The 16312-nt window shown below is 38.2% G+C and carries 15 protein-coding genes; 9 read left to right on the forward strand and 6 right to left on the reverse strand.

The annotated features are described in order from the left end of the window. Positions 1-3 precede the first annotated feature (3 nt). From leuS to yajC, 5 genes are read right to left on the reverse strand one after another with little or no spacing between them, the layout of a single operon-like run. Positions 4-2469, reverse strand: a complete 2466-nt coding sequence (gene leuS / locus CVT18_RS06695; protein ID WP_107824355.1) for a leucine--tRNA ligase — start codon at positions 2467-2469, stop codon at positions 4-6. Positions 2470-2477: 8 nt separating this feature from the next. Beyond that, complete coding sequence (locus tag CVT18_RS06700) at positions 2478-2816, reverse strand: DUF6394 family protein (protein WP_021090699.1); 339 nt, start codon at positions 2814-2816, stop codon at positions 2478-2480. 9 nt (positions 2817-2825) lie between these two features. Then, positions 2826-3797 (reverse strand): protein translocase subunit SecF, encoded by a 972-nt coding sequence (gene secF / locus CVT18_RS06705; protein WP_103628921.1) that lies wholly within the window; start codon positions 3795-3797, stop codon positions 2826-2828. A 2-nt stretch (positions 3798-3799) separates the two neighbouring features. After that, positions 3800-5380, reverse strand: a complete 1581-nt coding sequence (gene secD, locus CVT18_RS06710) for a protein translocase subunit SecD (protein ID WP_103628920.1) — start codon at positions 5378-5380, stop codon at positions 3800-3802. Further along, entirely contained in the window at positions 5380-5652 is a 273-nt protein-coding gene (gene yajC / locus CVT18_RS06715; RefSeq protein WP_002941849.1) for a preprotein translocase subunit YajC, read from the reverse strand. The genes secD and yajC overlap by 1 nt, the downstream gene beginning before the upstream one ends. Between yajC and CVT18_RS06720 the strand changes: the two genes are divergently transcribed. Continuing rightward, the gene (locus CVT18_RS06720) at positions 5628-6920 is read left to right on the forward strand and encodes an apolipoprotein N-acyltransferase (protein ID WP_180999682.1); all 1293 of its coding nucleotides are present in this window, start codon (positions 5628-5630) and stop codon (positions 6918-6920) included. The two genes, yajC and CVT18_RS06720, sit on opposite strands and share 25 nt — an antisense overlap. Before the next feature lie 44 nt (positions 6921-6964). Here the strand turns inward: CVT18_RS06720 and metK are convergent, their stop codons facing one another. After that, complete coding sequence (gene metK, locus CVT18_RS06725; protein ID WP_103628918.1) at positions 6965-8170, reverse strand: methionine adenosyltransferase; 1206 nt, start codon at positions 8168-8170, stop codon at positions 6965-6967. Positions 8171-8307: 137 nt separating this feature from the next. Here metK and sstT point away from each other — a divergent pair, with 137 nt between their 5' ends. The 8 genes from sstT (at position 8308) to smpB (ending at position 16305) form a co-directional block, all read left to right on the forward strand. Beyond that, positions 8308-9675, forward strand: a complete 1368-nt coding sequence (sstT, locus tag CVT18_RS06730; RefSeq protein WP_413784329.1) for a serine/threonine transporter SstT — start codon at positions 8308-8310, stop codon at positions 9673-9675. Positions 9676-9762: 87 nt separating this feature from the next. Further along, positions 9763-11484: a M3 family oligoendopeptidase gene (locus CVT18_RS06735; protein WP_103628917.1), complete on the forward strand. Its 1722-nt coding sequence runs from the start codon at positions 9763-9765 to the stop codon at positions 11482-11484. A gap of 1 nt (position 11485) precedes the next feature. Continuing rightward, entirely contained in the window at positions 11486-11935 is a 450-nt protein-coding gene (locus CVT18_RS06740) for a hypothetical protein (RefSeq protein ID WP_103580571.1), read from the forward strand. Between the two features lie 51 nt (positions 11936-11986). Next, positions 11987-14056 (forward strand): ATP-dependent helicase, encoded by a 2070-nt coding sequence (locus tag CVT18_RS06745; RefSeq protein WP_103628916.1) that lies wholly within the window; start codon positions 11987-11989, stop codon positions 14054-14056. Beyond that, the gene (truB, locus tag CVT18_RS06750) at positions 14053-14874 is read left to right on the forward strand and encodes a tRNA pseudouridine(55) synthase TruB (RefSeq protein ID WP_103582607.1); all 822 of its coding nucleotides are present in this window, start codon (positions 14053-14055) and stop codon (positions 14872-14874) included. The genes CVT18_RS06745 and truB overlap by 4 nt, the downstream gene beginning before the upstream one ends. Beyond that, positions 14868-15098: a carbon storage regulator CsrA gene (gene csrA / locus CVT18_RS06755; RefSeq protein WP_021090864.1), complete on the forward strand. Its 231-nt coding sequence runs from the start codon at positions 14868-14870 to the stop codon at positions 15096-15098. Before truB ends, csrA begins: the two co-directional genes overlap by 7 nt. Beyond that, a complete protein-coding gene (locus tag CVT18_RS06760; RefSeq protein ID WP_103628915.1) occupies positions 15095-15838 on the forward strand; it encodes a 4-(cytidine 5'-diphospho)-2-C-methyl-D-erythritol kinase in 744 nt (247 codons plus the stop codon). The genes csrA and CVT18_RS06760 overlap by 4 nt, the downstream gene beginning before the upstream one ends. A gap of 14 nt (positions 15839-15852) precedes the next feature. Further along, positions 15853-16305, forward strand: a complete 453-nt coding sequence (gene smpB / locus CVT18_RS06765; protein WP_103624501.1) for an SsrA-binding protein SmpB — start codon at positions 15853-15855, stop codon at positions 16303-16305. Positions 16306-16312: the final 7 nt, after the last annotated feature.

The following is a 16312-nucleotide window of genomic DNA, read 5'->3' on the forward strand; positions in this document are numbered from 1 at the left end:
AATTTATCCTTTAATGACGAAATTTACTAATTTGCCTTTTATATAAATCTCTTTTAAAATTTCTTTTCCTTCAAGCCATTTAGCTACGTTTTGCTTAGCTAGCTTTAAAATTTCACCCTCACTCTCGCTCGCTGCCACTTCAAACTCAGCCCTTTTTTTGCCATTTACCGTAACTGCAAGAGCGATGCTATCTTTTACAAAAACCTCTTCTTTTACGTCTATTTTTGTGAAATTTTTTCTACCAAAAAGCTCTTCACTAAGCTCATTTGCGATATGCGGCACGATAGGCTCAAGTAAATTTAAGATAATAAAAAAGCCCTCAGCATTTACATCTTCGTTATCCTGCGCATTTATGGCATTTAATGCCTCCATGCAAGCAGCGATTAGTGTATTAAAAGCGAATGTATCGCCAAAAACCTCAGTTGATTTTTTAAGCGCTTCATAAATTTTTAGCCTTGCAAATTTCTCATCTTTGTTTAAGCTTTCGTGATCTATCTCAGGCAGCTTGTCTATCTTTTTGATAGTTTGTGCCTTCTCCCAAAGCCTATTTAAAAACCTAAACGCGCCTTCAACTGCACTGTCGTTCCACTCAAGCTCTTTTTGAGGAGGTGCTGCAAAAAGGATAAATAGCCTTGCCGTATCAGCACCATATTTATTGATGATATCATCAGGATCTACGACGTTGCCCTTACTTTTGCTCATCTTTTTGCCATCTTTTAAGACCATGCCTTGAGTTAGCAAATTTTCAAATGGCTCATCATTTCTTAGATAGCCCAGATCTCTTAAGACTTTTTGGAAAAATCTAGCGTATAAAAGGTGCAATATCGCATGCTCGATACCGCCGATATACTGATCTACATTCATCCAGTAATTCACGCTCTTTTCGTCAAGTGCTTTTTGCTCCCAAGTCTTCTCATCACTTGCAAATCTAGCAAAATACCAGCTACTCTCCACAAACGTATCCATCGTATCAGTCTCTCTGATCGCATCTTGTCCGCATTTTGGACACTTTGTAAATTTCCAAGTTGGATGTTTATCTAAAGGATTGCCCTCGCCTGTGATCTCGACATCTTCTGGTAGCGCGATAGGTAAATTTTCCTCTTTTTCAGGCACTACGCCGCAGCATTTGCAGTGCACTACTGGTATTGGCGCACCCCAGTATCTTTGGCGAGAAATTCCCCAGTCTCTTAGCTTGTAATTTGTGATCCTTTTGCCAAGACCATCTTTTTCAAATTTCTCTATTATAAAGCTTTTAGCATCCTCTGAGCTAAGGCCGTTTATAAGCTCAGAATTTATAGAAATTCCGTACTCAGAGTATGCTTTAGAACCGTCGCTCTCGCCATCAAGCGGCTTTACTACTGGCTTTATAGGAAGATTAAATTTACTTGCAAACTCGTAATCTCTTTGGTCATGCGCAGGGACAGCCATGATAGCGCCGCTACCGTAGTCAGCTAGGATAAAATTTGCAACCCAAACTGGGATTTTTTCATTGGTAAGTGGATGAACGACATAAATTCCTAAAAATTCTCCATCTTTTTCGCTCGCTTGACGCTCTCTTGGGCTTTGATTTAGGATTGTTTTTATCTTTGTCTTTTTGCTTTCATCAATTTTATCACTCTCAAGCAACGCTTTTACAATAGGATGTTCAGGAGCAAGGGCTGTGTAGCTAACGCCGTAAATCGTATCAGCCCTTGTAGTAAACACCTCAAAGCCGTCAAATTTACCACCTAAAGCCTCTTTTGAAGCCTCATCAAGATAAAATTTAAACTCCAAGCCGTAGCTTCTGCCGATCCAGTTTTCTTGCATTGTAATTACTTGATTTGGCCATTTGCCTTCAAGAAGTTTTAGATCATCAAGTAGCTCGCTAGCGTATTTTGTGATGTTAAAGTAATATCCTGGAAGCTCTTTTTGCACCACTTCATTACCACATCTCCAGCATTTACCATCCTCTACCTGCTCATTTGCAAGCACAGTTTGATCGTATTCGCACCAATTTATAATTGCATTTTTTCTATAAACAAGCCCTTTTTCAAACATCTTTATAAAAAAGCTTTGCTCCCACTTAGTATAAAGCGGGTCAGAAGTGGCTAAAATTCTCTTTTTAGAAAATGAAAAGCCAAGGCTTGCAAGCTCTTTTTTCATATAGTCAATGTTTTCATAAGTCCAAATTTTAGGATGAATTTTATGTTTTATGGCTGCATTTTCAGCTGGCATGCCAAAGCTATCAAAGCCAATAGGATGAAGCACGTTATATCCGCTTTTTCTATATGATCTAGCAAGCGCATCACCGATAGAATAGTTTCTTACATGCCCCATATGTATGCGTCCGCTTGGATACGGAAACATACTTAGGATATATTTTTTTGGCAAGCTTAGATCGTCTTTTGGTTCAAATTCTTCATTTTTATCCCAAATTTCTTGCCATTTTTTTTCTATCTTTAAAGGCTCATATTTTCTCTTTTCAGCCATTTTTTCTCCTAAAATTCTTCTTGAGCTTTGCTTGATTCTATTAAAACCAAGGCTAGTGAAAATATATTTGCAATGACTGCGCCAATAGCCAACGAATAGCTAAGTGTTATATTTTCAGAGACTTGCAAAATAACAAAAGCTGGTATAAGGTGTAAATCAGCAACTAGCGAGCTTGCAAAAAGCTCAGCTGAGAGTAAATTTTTAACACCGATCTTAAGTAGCGTTGAAACCAAATTTATACTAGCCGCCACAAAAAGCGCAATCTCGTTTTTATCATATAAAAATTCTGCCGTAGTCGTAAGACTCATCAATGCAAAAAATATGTAGATAACTTTTCCCCAGTTCATTATCCCTCCTTACACAACGCCTTTCTCAAACATAGCACGCTCTTTTTCGCGCTCTTTTTTTATCTTTTGTTTTTCAGTCTCTCTACTTCTAAAATGTTCGATGCTAAATTTAAACCAGATAAGAAACGGCGAAGAGATGTAGATCGAGCTGATCGTTCCTATGACAATACCAACGATAAGAATAAATGAAAATCCATGTATCATATCTCCACCAAATAAAAATAACACAAGAACTGTCATCATCGTAGTGGCTGAAGTTAGGATAGTTCTTGAAAGTGTGGCTGAGACTGACTCATTGATAACGCCCTCGATGTCAGTTCGCTTGCTCTCTTTGATACCTTCTCTTATCCTATCAAAGATAATAATCGTATCATTTAGAGAGTAGCCAAGCACCGTTAAAACAGCAGCTAGCGTATCCAAATTTACATCAATATCAAATAACGAAATAGCACCGACAGTTATAACTATATCGTGAATTTCAGTTGCGATCGCAGCAAGCGCAAAACGCCACTCAAATCTAAATGTGATGTAGATTAATATACCAATTAGTGAAATTCCAAGAGCCATCAAGCCTTTTTCTCTAAGCTCGTCGCCAACCTTTGGTCCAACGATATCAACACGTCTTACTTCAAAATTTCCAGTATCTTTTAAAATTTGCTTTATCTCAGTACCGATGTCGCCAGTTAAATTTGAGCTTGAACCTGAAAATCTAATAACAGCCTCATCTTCGCTTCCAAACTCAGTAACAGAGGCGTTTTTAAGCACTTCATTTGTACTAAAAGCATCACGAATTTTATCAAGTGGTGCTTTGGTGTCGTATTTTAGCTGAATAAGCGTACCGCCAGAGAAATCAATGCCGTAGTTTAACCCCTTTGTAGCAAGTAAAACGATAGAGCCAACAAATAAAAATATAGAAAATGCCAGTGAAGCAAATCTAAAACGCATAAAATCATAAACTTTTGCTTTAGTAAAAATTTGCACCCCTAGCTCCTTTTATAACCAAACCAAAGTCTGGTATTTCCACTTTTTTCTATCTTGTCCATAGCAGCATCAAACATGCCATGAGTACCAAGTATAGCTGTTAGCATCGAAGCCATGATACCTATTGCCATTGTTACTGCAAAGCCTTTAACTGGGCCAGTGCCATAAGCGTAAAGCACCGCAACTGTGATGATAGTAGTTAAATTTGAGTCGATAATCGCACTCATAGCGTGCTCATAACCCTTTTGCACAGCTGTTCTTATCGCTACACCTTCACGCAAAAGCTCACGTATACGTTCATTTATGATGACGTTTGCATCAACAGCCATACCGATCGTTAGCACGATACCAGCCATACCAGGAAGTGTAAGCGTCGCTCCAAAAAGCGCCATCACAGCGACTAATATAACGACGTCTGCAACTAATGCGATATTTGCAAAAATTCCAGAAATTCCATAATAAACTAGCATAAATAACACAACCAAGATAGATCCAGCAGCAAGAGCCACCATGCTTTGATTGATACTCTCTTGTCCCAAAGATGGACCAACGCTTCTTTTTTCCAGCATCTTAACAGGGGCTAAAAGTGCACCACTTCTAAGAGCGATCGCTACGTCGTGAGCCTCATCAAGAGTAAAGCCGCCACTAATCTGACCGCTGCCGCCACCTATTCTTTCATTTATAACAGGAGCTGAATAAACCTTGCCATCAAGCACAATAGCAAGCCTTTTGCCAACATTTGCACCGGTAAAATCTCCAAAAATTCTAGCACCTTCTGAATTTAGTGTGAAATTTATGATCGGTAGGTTATTTTGCTGAGAAAATGCAACCTTTGCGTCAGTTAGCATCGAGCCATCAAGCACTGGGATATTTTTAACGACATATTTCACGCGGTCATTTTTAGCATCTTTAAAGATCACATCGCCGTAGCTTTCAGCTTCAGCCTCGCTCATAGTATTAGCCTGATCTTGTCTTTTATCATCAACTGCCATAAGCTGCAAGTGAGCAGCCTTTGCGATAAGATCTCTTGCTCTTTGCTCATCCTCTTCAGTTTTTATACCAGGAAGCTCAACTAGGATATTGTCTTTGCCTTGTCTGGCAACAGTTGGCTCAGCTAGACCAAACTGATCAAGCCTATTTCTAATAGTCTCAACAGCTTGAGAGATCGCATACTCGATCGTATCCGTTCTTTCTTGCTCGGTTAAAGATATGCTGTAATTTAAACCATCTTTTTTAATATCAAGCCCCTTTATCTCGGCTAGTGCTTTATCTACTTTTGGAGCTTCGTCGCCATCAAGGAGAGTAAAGTCAATGTTCTCTTCTTTAATCTTAAATTTATCAATTAACACATCTTCTTTTTTAGCATAATAATTTATACTTCCAGCTATTGATTTTATTTTTGAGCGAATAGCTTCACTCGTTTCAACACCAAGTAGCATATGAAGGCCACCTTGAAGATCAAGGCCAAGTGAAATTTTAGCCCCATTTTGAGTCTGAAAAAAAGATGGCACCGAAAAGCCAAAACCAAAAATCAAGGCTAATATTAAGATAATTAGCCTATATGTGACTCTTGCGTTACGCATTATTTATCTTCGATCTTTTTAGCTACAAACTCGCGTGCTATACGAACGATTACATCATCGTTAAGTTTAACTTTGATAAAATCATTTTCGGCTTTAATTACTTCGCATATAAGTCCGCCATTAGTTACTATCTTATCGCCTTTGTCAAGAGCTGCAAGCATTGCTGCGTGGGCTTTTTGTTGTTTTTGTTGAGGTCTGATAACCAAAAAGTAAAATATGGCGAAAAGCACAACAAGAGGTAGTAATGATGTTAAAAAATCAGCGTTTTGCATGGATTTCCTTATTTGTAAGATTTTTAAACGGACATTTTAGCACTAAAATTATAATAAAAGCCTTTGTCGGTGCTTTTTTGCTTTCCAACTTTATTTTTTTAAGCCTCTTCGAGAATTTGCTCCTAAATTTCATCTCACCGTTTCTAACTTTGACTGGAATTTACATCATCATAAATTTAAGCAGAGCTGGTTTTTTCGCAGCTGGATTTTTCACAGGAATTTTGTGGTTTTACTGGATCGGCTTTAGTTTTATCTACTATGAGCTTGTCTGGCTTATCCCATTTATCATCCTCTTTGTAGCCCTTGTTTATGGGCTTTTGTTTTGGATAGCCGCTTTTCCAAGCTTTGTAGCACTAAGAGCTGTTTTACTATTTTTAGTAAGCTACGTTCATCCATTTGGTTTTAATTGGTTTAGTCTTGAAGCCACGCTTGTTTTAGGCGCTTTTGAGCCAAGCACAAGAGGGCTGATATTTATATTTTTAGCAGCTATTTTTTTAAGCCTAAAGGGTAAAATTTTGAAATTTGGCCTAGCTTTTATCTGCCTGATCGCCGCTTTGCAGTTTAAAAGCAGCGATGCAAAAACCTTGCCATTTGACGTAGAGCTAGTAAATACCGATATCGCTCAAAGGGTGCGCTGGGATAAAAGCTTGCGTATGAAATTTACAAATGAAAATTTAGACTTAATAAATAGCGCCATAGCCGAGCAAAAACGCCTTATTGTCCTTCCAGAGAGCGCGTTTCCACTATTTATGACAAATGAGCCGCTACTTGTTGATGAGTTAAAAGAGCTTTCTAAAAAGATAACTATCGTAGCTGGTGCGCTTGCCTATGAAAACAAGCAAATTTACAACTCTGCATTTTTGTTTCAAGATGGCGATCTAAGGCGAATGGATAAGAAATTTTTAGTGCCTTTTGGCGAAGAAATTCCTCTGCCAAAATTTATGCAAGATGCGGTAAATAAGCTATTTTTTGGTGGAGCTAGTGACTTTAAAAAGGCTGAAAATTTTAGTGACTATGAGATAGATGGAGTTAAAATCAGAAATGCTATCTGCTACGAGGCGACAAGAGAAGAGCTTTATAATGATGAATTTGACGTAGTTGTAGCTATCACAAACAATGGTTGGTTTGTGCCAAGTAGCGAACCTGTGCTTCAAAGGCTACTTATAAAACACCTTGCGACAAAATATAATAAAGCAGTCTATCACAGCGTAAATGGCTCAAAAAGCGAGATCATAAAGCCTAAAAAAGCGTTTTGGGATGAGTTTTAAAAGGGAGATTTAAAGTGGCTTTTAGATAAAGCCACTTTTTTTGATTATTTTTTTAGTAAAGCCTTGAAAGTATCAACCGCATCAAGCTTTTCCCAAGGATATTTTGCATTTCCCACTTGACCTTTTGCGGCTACTTTTGCGTACAAAAACGTATCTTTACTTGGCTTATCAAGACCAAATTTATTTGTTATCCAGCGAGGCGTTAGAGCGAAATGCTCGCTTACAAAATTTGAAAGCATATCGTCATTTACGCCGTTTGCGTGAGTTCCCATAGTATCAACGCTAACTGAAGTTGGCTTTGCAACGCCGATCGCGTAGCTTATCTGAACGATACATTTTTTAGCAAGGCCAGCTGCGACTATGTTTTTAGCTATCCAGCGCGCTGCGTAAAGTCCGCTTCTATCAACCTTTGTGTAGTCCTTGCTTGACTGAGCGCCACCGCCTATCGGGCTATATCCGCCAAAGCTATCAACGATTAGTTTTCTGCCTGTTAGACCGCTATCGTGAAGTGAGCTGTGATTTACATATCTGCCTGTTGGGTTTATATAGATGATCGTTTTTTCTTTATTATATAGTTCTTTTGGAAGACCAGTTTCATCTATTAAATTTTGTATTAGTGCGCGAAGCTCTTCTATCTTCATGCTCTCCACGCAAGGCGCAGAGACGACGATAGTGTGGATACTTTGAGGTTTGCAGTTTTCAAAGTTATCTTTGCTACCATAATCAATCGTAACTTGCGTTTTTATATCAACGCCAAGTTTATCAGGGTTTGCTTTGGCAAATTTATATACTTTATCGCAAAGCATTCTTGCGTAAGTTATAGCTGCTGGCATAAATTCTTTCGCTTCGCAGCTCGCAAAGCCAAACATGATGCCTTGATCACCTGCTCCGATCTCGCCGTCACTTTGATCAACGCCTTGATTTATATCTGGACTTTGTTGATTTAAACAAACTTTGACCTCGATATCATCTGGATGCAAGCACTGCTCTTTTGTAAAATTACCCTTTCCATCATACCCGATATGCGCAAGAGCGTCTTTTACGATCTTTTCGTAATCTTTAAAAGAGAGTTTTACTTTTGAGTTTATCTCTCCGCCTATCACTATATTTTTTCCAGCCACAAAGACTTCGCTTGCGACACGACCATTTGGGTCTTGCGTTAAAATAGTATCCACTATGCTATCAGCGATTATATCAGCGCATTTATCTGGATGGCCCGGACTTACAACTTCAGAGGTAAATAGATACATTTTTATCCTTTTATTAACTAAAATTTTGTGCAATTGTAACAAATCTATTTAAAAGGCTAATTAATCTTTATCAAATTCTTTATATTTAAAAATTGTTTAGCTAAAATCAACAAAAAACTAATTTATTAAGGTGTCAAATGAATATGCTTAAAAACATAGCAAGAAGATACGCCGATGGAAATTTGATAGTTCAAATTTTAGTTGGTATCATCCTAGGTGCCCTAGTTGGCTTTTACACACACTACGAAGCAGCTCCTTACAACAATATTTCAGCTAAAATTCAAACTATTCAAAACGAAAGTGGTTTGAGCGTAGATGAAGTTATAAAAACTCGCCTTAGTCAGGATGAAGCCAAGCAGCTAAACGAAGCCAAAGAAAAAGCTAGCTCAGCAGATTCTATTGCAGCTTCAGCTTCAGTTTTAGGCGATTTATTCAAAGGCGCTTTAAAAGCTATCGCACCAATTCTTGTCTTTGTTTTAGTAGCAACATCCATCATTTTAAGAGATTTTGGTCATACAAAAGGTATGCAAAAGATCATTACACTCTATCTAATTGGTACATTTTTAGCAGCCGTTGTTGCAGTTGTTGCTAGTTTCTTATTCCCAGTGGAGCTTTCTTTGAAAGGTCTTGCAAGTGCTGATATGTCAGCACCTCAAGGGATTACCAATGTTTTAAAAGATCTCATTTATAAAATGGTCGAAAATCCGATAAACGCTCTTGCAAATGGCAACTATATAGGCATCATCACCTGGGCAGTTGGTAGTGGTATAGCACTTAGAAATTCCACAGCTGAGACTAAAAAAGTATTTAAAGACATAAGCGATGGTGTGACTCATATCGTTAAATTTATCATTAGACTAGCTCCGTTTGGTATTTTTGGCATGGTAGCTATTAGCATTCATGAAACTGGATTTGAAGTACTTGCAGGATATCTAAAACTGATCTTAGTTCTTGTCGGGGCAATGCTTGTTGTCGCATTTATCATCTATCCAGCTATGGTTTTTGTATTAACCAGAAAAAATCCTTATCCACTTGTCATGATCTGCCTAAAAGAGAGTGCTATTTCAGCATTTTTTACAAGAAGCTCAGCCGCAAATATCCCTGTAAATATGGCACTTTGCAAAAAGCTTGGTTTAAAAGAGGAGCTTTACTCGATCTCGATCCCACTAGGTGCCACTATAAACATGGGTGGTGCGGCAGTTACCATTAGTATCTTAGCGCTTACTGCGGTAAATTCTATCCCATCTATCACAGTTACATTTGGCGATGCGCTTCTTCTTTGCTTCATCTCAGCTCTTGGTGCATGCGGCGCATCTGGCGTGGCTGGCGGCTCACTTCTTTTAGTACCATTAGCATGCGGTCTTTTTGGTATCAGCAATGACATCGCTATGCAGTTTGTAACAGTTGGTTTTACTATTGGCGTCATCCAAGATTCAGTCGAAACTGCGCTAAATAGCTCATCAGACGTTCTTTTTACAGCCGTAGCTTCAGAGACTTCAAACTAATCTTCATAAAATTTCAGCTAAATTTTGGCTGAAATTTTACTTTTATCCATTTTTTTGTAAAATGTCCCAAAAATTTAAAGGATAAATATGCAAATTTGGGATCTAAAAGCACTTTTTGCAAACGAAAAAGAGTGCGAGCAAAACGCACTAAATTTACAAAAAGAGTGCGAGAAATTTAAAGATAAATACCTAGAAAATTATGAGAATTTAAAAACAGACGAGTTTTTAAAGGCATTTGGCGAATATGAAAGCTTGATAGCTAAAATTTCAAAAGTAATGACTTACGCTTTTTTAAATTTTGCCAAAGATACAAGCAAGGGCGCATTTTATGCAAAGATCGATGAGATAGCGACAAAAGCAAATGAAAATTTGATATTTTTTGAGATCAAATTTAATGAGTTTAGCCCTAAAAAACAAGAAGAGATCATAAAAAGCTCTAAAAAATATGGCTACTATCTAAGCAATCTCGCTAAAGCAAAACCACACCAACTTAGCGTTGCTGAAGAAAGAGTCTTGCTTCGTACCGCAAGCACTGGAGCTGAGGGCTTTTCAAGGCTTTTTGATGAGAGCATGAGCAAGATGAGGTTTAAATTTAAAGGCGAACTTTTAAACGAAGAGGAAATTTTAGCAAAGCTTCATGACAACAATCAAAGCGTGCGAAAACTAGCCGCCAAAAGCCTCTCAAACGAGCTTAGCAAGCACCAGCACCTTCTTGGCTACATATATAATATGATAAAAACTGATCTAAAAACGAGCTGCGAGCTTAGAAATTTCAATCTTCCTGAAGAGCCAAGACACCTTGAAAATCAAATAACTAAAAAAAGCGTTGATTCGCTCATTGCCGTAACTGAGAAAAATTTTGACCTAGTTGCTAAATTTTACGAGCGAAAAAGAGAAATTTTAGGCCTTAAAAAGCTTTATGACTACGATAGATACGCGCCTCTTAGCAGCGAGGGCGAGTATAAATTTGATGAGTGCAAAAAGATAGTTTTAAAGGCGTTTGGGACATTTTCACCTAAATTTGGCGATATAGCCAAAAGCGCCTTTAGTGACGGCTGGATCGACGTTTATCCAGCGCCAAACAAGCGAGGTGGCGCATTTTCTCACTCAGGATCAAGCGACACGCACCCTTACGTTTTGCTAAATCACACAAACCAGCGAAGAGACCTTTTCACGCTTGCTCACGAGCTTGGTCACGCTGTGCATCAAAAGCTATCATATAGCGTAAGCTACCTAAACTCAGACACTCCGCTAACTACGGCTGAGACGGCTTCGGTCTTTTGTGAGATGCTAGTTTTTGACCACGTAAAAGAAAACCTTAGCAAAAAAGAGAAAATTTCACTGCTCGCTGGCAAGATCGAGGATATATTTGCCACGCTTTACCGCCAGATAAATTTCACCACCTTTGAAAGGGCCGTGCACGCGCACGAGGGTGAGATCAGCCTAGATGAACTAAATAAAATTTGGCTAAGAGAGAGCAAAAAGATGTTTGGCAAAAGCGTCACGCTAAACGACTACTACAAAATTTGGTGGAGCTATATCCCGCACTTCATCCACACGCCGTTTTACTGCTACGCCTACTCTTATGCGCAGCTTCTAGTGCTTGCACTTTTTGGGCTTTATAAAAGCGGCAAATGCAAAAATTTTGTTGAAATTTACACCGAGTTTTTGAGCCTTGGCGGCAGCCTTAGTCCAAAGGAGCTTGTAGGTAAATTTGGCTTTGATATCGATGATAAAAATTTCTGGCAGATCGGCATAAACGAGGTTAAAAAACTAGTAGATGAGTTTTTAGAAATTTCAAAGGATTAAGATGTTAGACGAAATTTTAGATGATGAGAAATTTTCACTTTTGATGAAAATGCACGTCTATGAGTGCATTGATTTTTTGCTTGAAAAAGGGGTAAATTTCTCAGTTATGGCAAATTTACCGCTAGTTAGCTTTGAGCCAAGCTTACCAGATGAGATAAGCAGGAGCTTTAGCATGCCAGTCATTATGTTTTCACTTGGTGGTTATACGCTTGAGAGTGCGAAACTAACGCAAGATGAGCTTAGCTTTGAGGCCGGCTTTGGTAGTGAAAATTTTGCTTCTGTGGTCTCCTTTCCACTCGGTGCGGTGGTTCAAATTTTGGTTGAAAATAGCCCGATCCTTGTAAATTTTTCTATTCATAAGCCAAAAGAGAAGCAAGCGGACCACACAAAAAAATCGGTTTCAGTCTTTTTACAAAATCCTAAAAATAAAGATATATTTAAGAAAAAATAGTAATTTTAAGCATTTTTAGCTAAAATCAAAAGAAAAATTAAAAAGCAAAAAATGGAAAAATTACTATCAAATTTAAACGAATCTCAGCGTGAGGCAGCTACTCATATAGATGGTCCGATGCTCATACTTGCAGGAGCTGGCAGTGGCAAGACAAAGACCATCACAACTAGGCTTGCCTACCTCATCGGCGAGGTCGGCATAGACGCGGCAAATACACTAACTCTTACTTTTACAAACAAAGCCGCCAACGAGATGCGTAGTAGAGCCATGGCGATGCTAAGCCAAAGCGGCAAAAACTATTCGCCACTACTTTGCACTTTTCATAAATTTGGGCTTTTGTTTTTAAAACTCTATATAGAAAAGCTTGGCAGAAAAAATAACTTCGTCATAATCGACACAGACGATAAAAAACGCATCATCAAAAGCTTTGAAAGTCCAGTTGCCACGGCGATTTTGTCAAGTGAAATTTCAAATTATAAAAACTCACTTTTAAGCGTCGAAGAGATCTATAAAAATGCAAATTTCTCGTCTTTCGATAAGAGCAAGGATAACTTTTACAAGCAAGCTGCTCAAATTTATGAAAAATATGAAGACTATCTCAAAACAAATAATCTTGTTGATTTTGACGATTTGCTAGGGCTTACATATAAAATTTTAGACAAAAACGAAGATCTTGCTAGAGAAATTTCAAACCGCTACAAATACATAATGGTCGATGAGTATCAAGACACAAACGACCTTCAGTATAAACTGCTAAAAAAGCTCTGTCTATGCCACGAAAACATTTGCGTGGTGGGCGATGATGATCAAAGTATCTACGGCTGGCGCGGTGCGAAAATAGATAATATCTTAAATTTTAAAGATCAGTTTAAAGATGTAAAGATCATTAGACTTGAGAAAAACTACCGCTCGAGCGAGGCGATACTAAAGGCTGCAAACGAGTTAATAGATCATAACCGCAACCGCCTTGGCAAGAAGCTTGTGGGCACAAAAGGCGAAGGCGAAGCCGTAAATTTGATAGAGAGCTTTGATGAGAGCGTCGAGGCTGGCAAGATCGCAAAATGTATAAAAGAGCTTTTAAGCAAAGGCGTGCAAGCAAAAGATATCGCGATCTTATACCGCATAAATGCGCTCTCTCGCTCGCTTGAAGATGGGCTAAATAAAGAGCAGATCGCTTATAAAATGGTCGGCGGCGTAAAATTTTACGAACGAGCTGAGATCAAAGATATCATAAGCTACTTAAGGCTTATAAATAATCCAAACGATGATTTTTCAATAAGGCGCATAATCAATCGCCCAAAACGAGGACTAGGCAAAGTGAGTCTTGATAAGCTTGAAAAAATGGCATTTGAGGGCAAAATTTCCATTTACGAGGCGATCTCAAATATCTCTGATAACGATGAAGCCTTTAGTAAAAAGGTGAAATCGGCACTTGTTGAGTTTGCGAACAGCCTAAAAGAGCTTCAAGAAAGCAGCTCAGTTTTTGACCTCATAGATAAATTTGAAGCTAAATTTGGCGTGAAAAAATACTACGAGAGCTTGCCAGATGGTGCTGAAAGAGCGGCGAACATCGACGAGTTTTACGCTGTTTTAAAAGATCAGATCAAGCAAAATCCAAGCTTTGATCTAGAAGAGTTTTTAAACGAGATCACGCTAACAAGCGAGCAAGACGGCATTAGCAACGAGGCTATAAGCATCATGAGCGTGCATGCGAGCAAGGGACTTGAGTTTGAGCACCTTTTTGTGATCGGCCTTGAAGAGGGATTTTTCCCGCTCATTGGCGACGGTAGCGACATCGAAGAGGAGCGCAGGCTTGCGTACGTGGCGATAACAAGAGCCAAAAAGACACTTAGCCTAAGCTTTGCAAATTCGCGCTTTTACAAGGGTCAGCGCACGAGGCTAAATAAGAGTAGATTTTTAAGTGAGAGCGGTATCACGCATGGCTCGCTAGTCATCGAACAGAGTAATGAATTTAAAAAAGGCGACTTGGTTAAGCATAAAATTTTTGGTATTGGCAGGGTGAGCGCGGTTAGCAAGATCAAAAAAGAGTTTAAGCTAACTATAAATTTTGGTGGCAATGTAAGAGAGATAATGTCAAGCTTCGTGGAAAAGGCCGTATGAACGCCATCTTCGTGGCAAACAAGCCAGCTGGCATGAGTTCAAACCACTTTTTAGGGCGACTAAAGAGAAAATACGGCGTTAAAAAGGCTGGATTTTCAGGCACACTTGATCCATTTGCGAGTGGCTGCCTAATAGTCGCTTTTGGCTCATATACGAAATTTTTTAGATTTTTAGATAAAAGTCCAAAAGTCTATGAAGCTACGATCTGGCTTGGGGCGAGTAGTCCGAGCATGGACAATGAAAATATCACTGAAATTTCAAATGTAAAAGAGATAAATTTAGAAAAACTTGAAGCCATAAGAGGTGAGCTGACTGGCAGAATAAGTTACATCCCGCCAAAATTTAGCGCCAAGCACGTAAATGGCACAAGAGCCTATAAGCTAGCTAGAAACGGCGAAGAATTTGAGCTAAAGACAGAAACAATGGAAATTTTTGATAGCCAAATTTTAAACTATTCGCACCCATTTTTAACTATTCGTCTAAGCGTAAGCGAAGGAAGTTATATCCGTTCGTATGCAGAAATTTTTGGAAAAAAGCTTGGTTATAATGTAACTTTAAGCTCATTAAAAAGGATAAGTGAAGGTAAATTTTGCTACGAAAATGAAAAATTTTTGAATATTTGTGATTTTTTAAATATTCAGGGAAATACATACTTTGGGGATATAAACGATATTCTTGATGGTAAGAAATTAAAAATTAACGATTTTGAAACACAAAAGCAAGGAATTTATTTGCTAAATTATGATAAATTTATGAGCGTAATCCAAATCACGGATGATACTATAAATTACACTCTAAATAAGGTTGAAAAATGTTAATCCTAGCAAGAAAAGAAAATGAAGAAATTTTAATAGGAAATGACATAAAAGTTGTCATAGTAAATATTTCAAAAAATACTGTTAAACTCGGTATAGAAGCGCCACGAAATACAATGATACTAAGAAGCGAACTAGCAAACGATATCAAAAACGAAAATATCCATGCCACAAAAACTGCAAGCGAAGCCGATATCCACGAGCTAGCCAAAAAAATCGAGAAATGAAAAGCTTTGCAAAGATCAATGTCTTTTTGAAGGTAGTTGGCACTAGAGGCAACTACCACGAAATTTTATCGCGTTTTATCCTCTGTGAGCAACTTTTTGATGAAATTTATTTTAAAAAGTCAAATTCATTTGCCATAGAATGCAATAACCACGATATAAAAGATAACATCATCCAAAAAGCGGTAGATGAGCTAAAAAGAGCCGGCTTTTCAAACGAGCTCGACGAGTTTTTTAGCTCTCATAAAATCATCATCAACAAAAATATCCCAATTGGTGCGGGCCTTGGTGGAGGTAGTTCAAATGCCGCCACCTTTTTGCTAATGGTAAATGACGAACTAAATTTAAATATAAAACATGAAAATTTGATGCAAATAGCCTCCAAAATCGGTGCAGATGTAGCTTTTTTCGTAAGTGGCTACAAGGCAGCAAATGTAAGCGGCATAGGCGAGATCATAGAAGATTTTAACGATGAAGTGCCAAATTTAAATATCTTCACGCCAAATGTTTTTTGCTCCACACCGATGGTTTATCAAGAATTTAGAAGCAATTTCTTACAATACATAGACGTTAATGCTGCAAAAAAGATGCAAAATTTAAAAAGCAAAGAGCTACTTGAAATTTATAAAAACGAGGAGCTAAACGATCTTTTTGCCCCATGCTTTAAGCTCTATCCACAAATGAATGAGTTTAAAGATAAATTTCTAAGTGGTAGCGGCAGTAGCGTATTTAGCGTAAAGTAAAAGGTAAAATTTTGATAAAAGATCTAGCAAAAAACAAGAAAGCTTTGCACGACTTTAGCATACTTGAAACCTTCGAGGCTGGCATTGTATTAAAAGGCAGCGAAGTCAAGGCTCTAAGGGCTGGTAGAGCAAATTTAAAAGATAGCTTTGTGCGCGTCATAAAGGGTGAACTTTTCTTACTAAACGCCCACATTAGCTATCTTGAGACTACACATAGCGCATTTCGTCCAAATGAGCGAGCAGCCAGAAAACTTTTGATGCATAGAAAGCAGATCGATAAAATTTTTGGTCAAGTCTCACAAGATGGGCTTACTTTGGTTGTTTTGGCACTTTATCTAAGCGATAAAAACATCGTAAAAGCAAGACTAGCCATTGCAAAAGGTAAAAATTTACACGATAAACGCGAGACTCTAAAAAGACGCGAGGCAGACAAAGAGGCAAGAGCTGCCATAAAAAGATATATTTAAGGGATAA

Source organism: Campylobacter concisus, from assembly GCF_003048405.1.
Lineage (GTDB): Bacteria > Campylobacterota > Campylobacteria > Campylobacterales > Campylobacteraceae > Campylobacter_A > Campylobacter_A concisus_Q.

What these genes read in the sequence shown, in the direction of transcription:
- yajC (WP_002941849.1), bottom strand. Translation starts at nt 5,652, where the DNA reads ATGCAAAACGCTGATTTTTTAACATCATTACTACCTCTTGTTGTGCTT.
- metK (WP_103628918.1), bottom strand. Translation starts at nt 8,170, where the DNA reads ATGTATCTATTTACCTCTGAAGTTGTAAGTCCGGGCCATCCAGATAAA.
- CVT18_RS06700 (WP_021090699.1), bottom strand. Translation starts at nt 2,816, where the DNA reads ATGAACTGGGGAAAAGTTATCTACATATTTTTTGCATTGATGAGTCTT.
- secD (WP_103628920.1), bottom strand. Translation starts at nt 5,380, where the DNA reads ATGCGTAACGCAAGAGTCACATATAGGCTAATTATCTTAATATTAGCC.
- CVT18_RS06735 (WP_103628917.1), top strand. Translation starts at nt 9,763, where the DNA reads ATGCAAATTTGGGATCTAAAAGCACTTTTTGCAAACGAAAAAGAGTGC.
- truB (WP_103582607.1), top strand. Translation starts at nt 14,053, where the DNA reads ATGAACGCCATCTTCGTGGCAAACAAGCCAGCTGGCATGAGTTCAAAC.
- CVT18_RS06720 (WP_180999682.1), top strand. Translation starts at nt 5,628, where the DNA reads ATGTTAAAAAATCAGCGTTTTGCATGGATTTCCTTATTTGTAAGATTT.
- csrA (WP_021090864.1), top strand. Translation starts at nt 14,868, where the DNA reads ATGTTAATCCTAGCAAGAAAAGAAAATGAAGAAATTTTAATAGGAAAT.
- sstT (WP_413784329.1), top strand. Translation starts at nt 8,308, where the DNA reads ATGAATATGCTTAAAAACATAGCAAGAAGATACGCCGATGGAAATTTG.
- CVT18_RS06740 (WP_103580571.1), top strand. Translation starts at nt 11,486, where the DNA reads ATGTTAGACGAAATTTTAGATGATGAGAAATTTTCACTTTTGATGAAA.
- CVT18_RS06745 (WP_103628916.1), top strand. Translation starts at nt 11,987, where the DNA reads ATGGAAAAATTACTATCAAATTTAAACGAATCTCAGCGTGAGGCAGCT.
- CVT18_RS06760 (WP_103628915.1), top strand. Translation starts at nt 15,095, where the DNA reads ATGAAAAGCTTTGCAAAGATCAATGTCTTTTTGAAGGTAGTTGGCACT.
- leuS (WP_107824355.1), bottom strand. Translation starts at nt 2,469, where the DNA reads ATGGCTGAAAAGAGAAAATATGAGCCTTTAAAGATAGAAAAAAAATGG.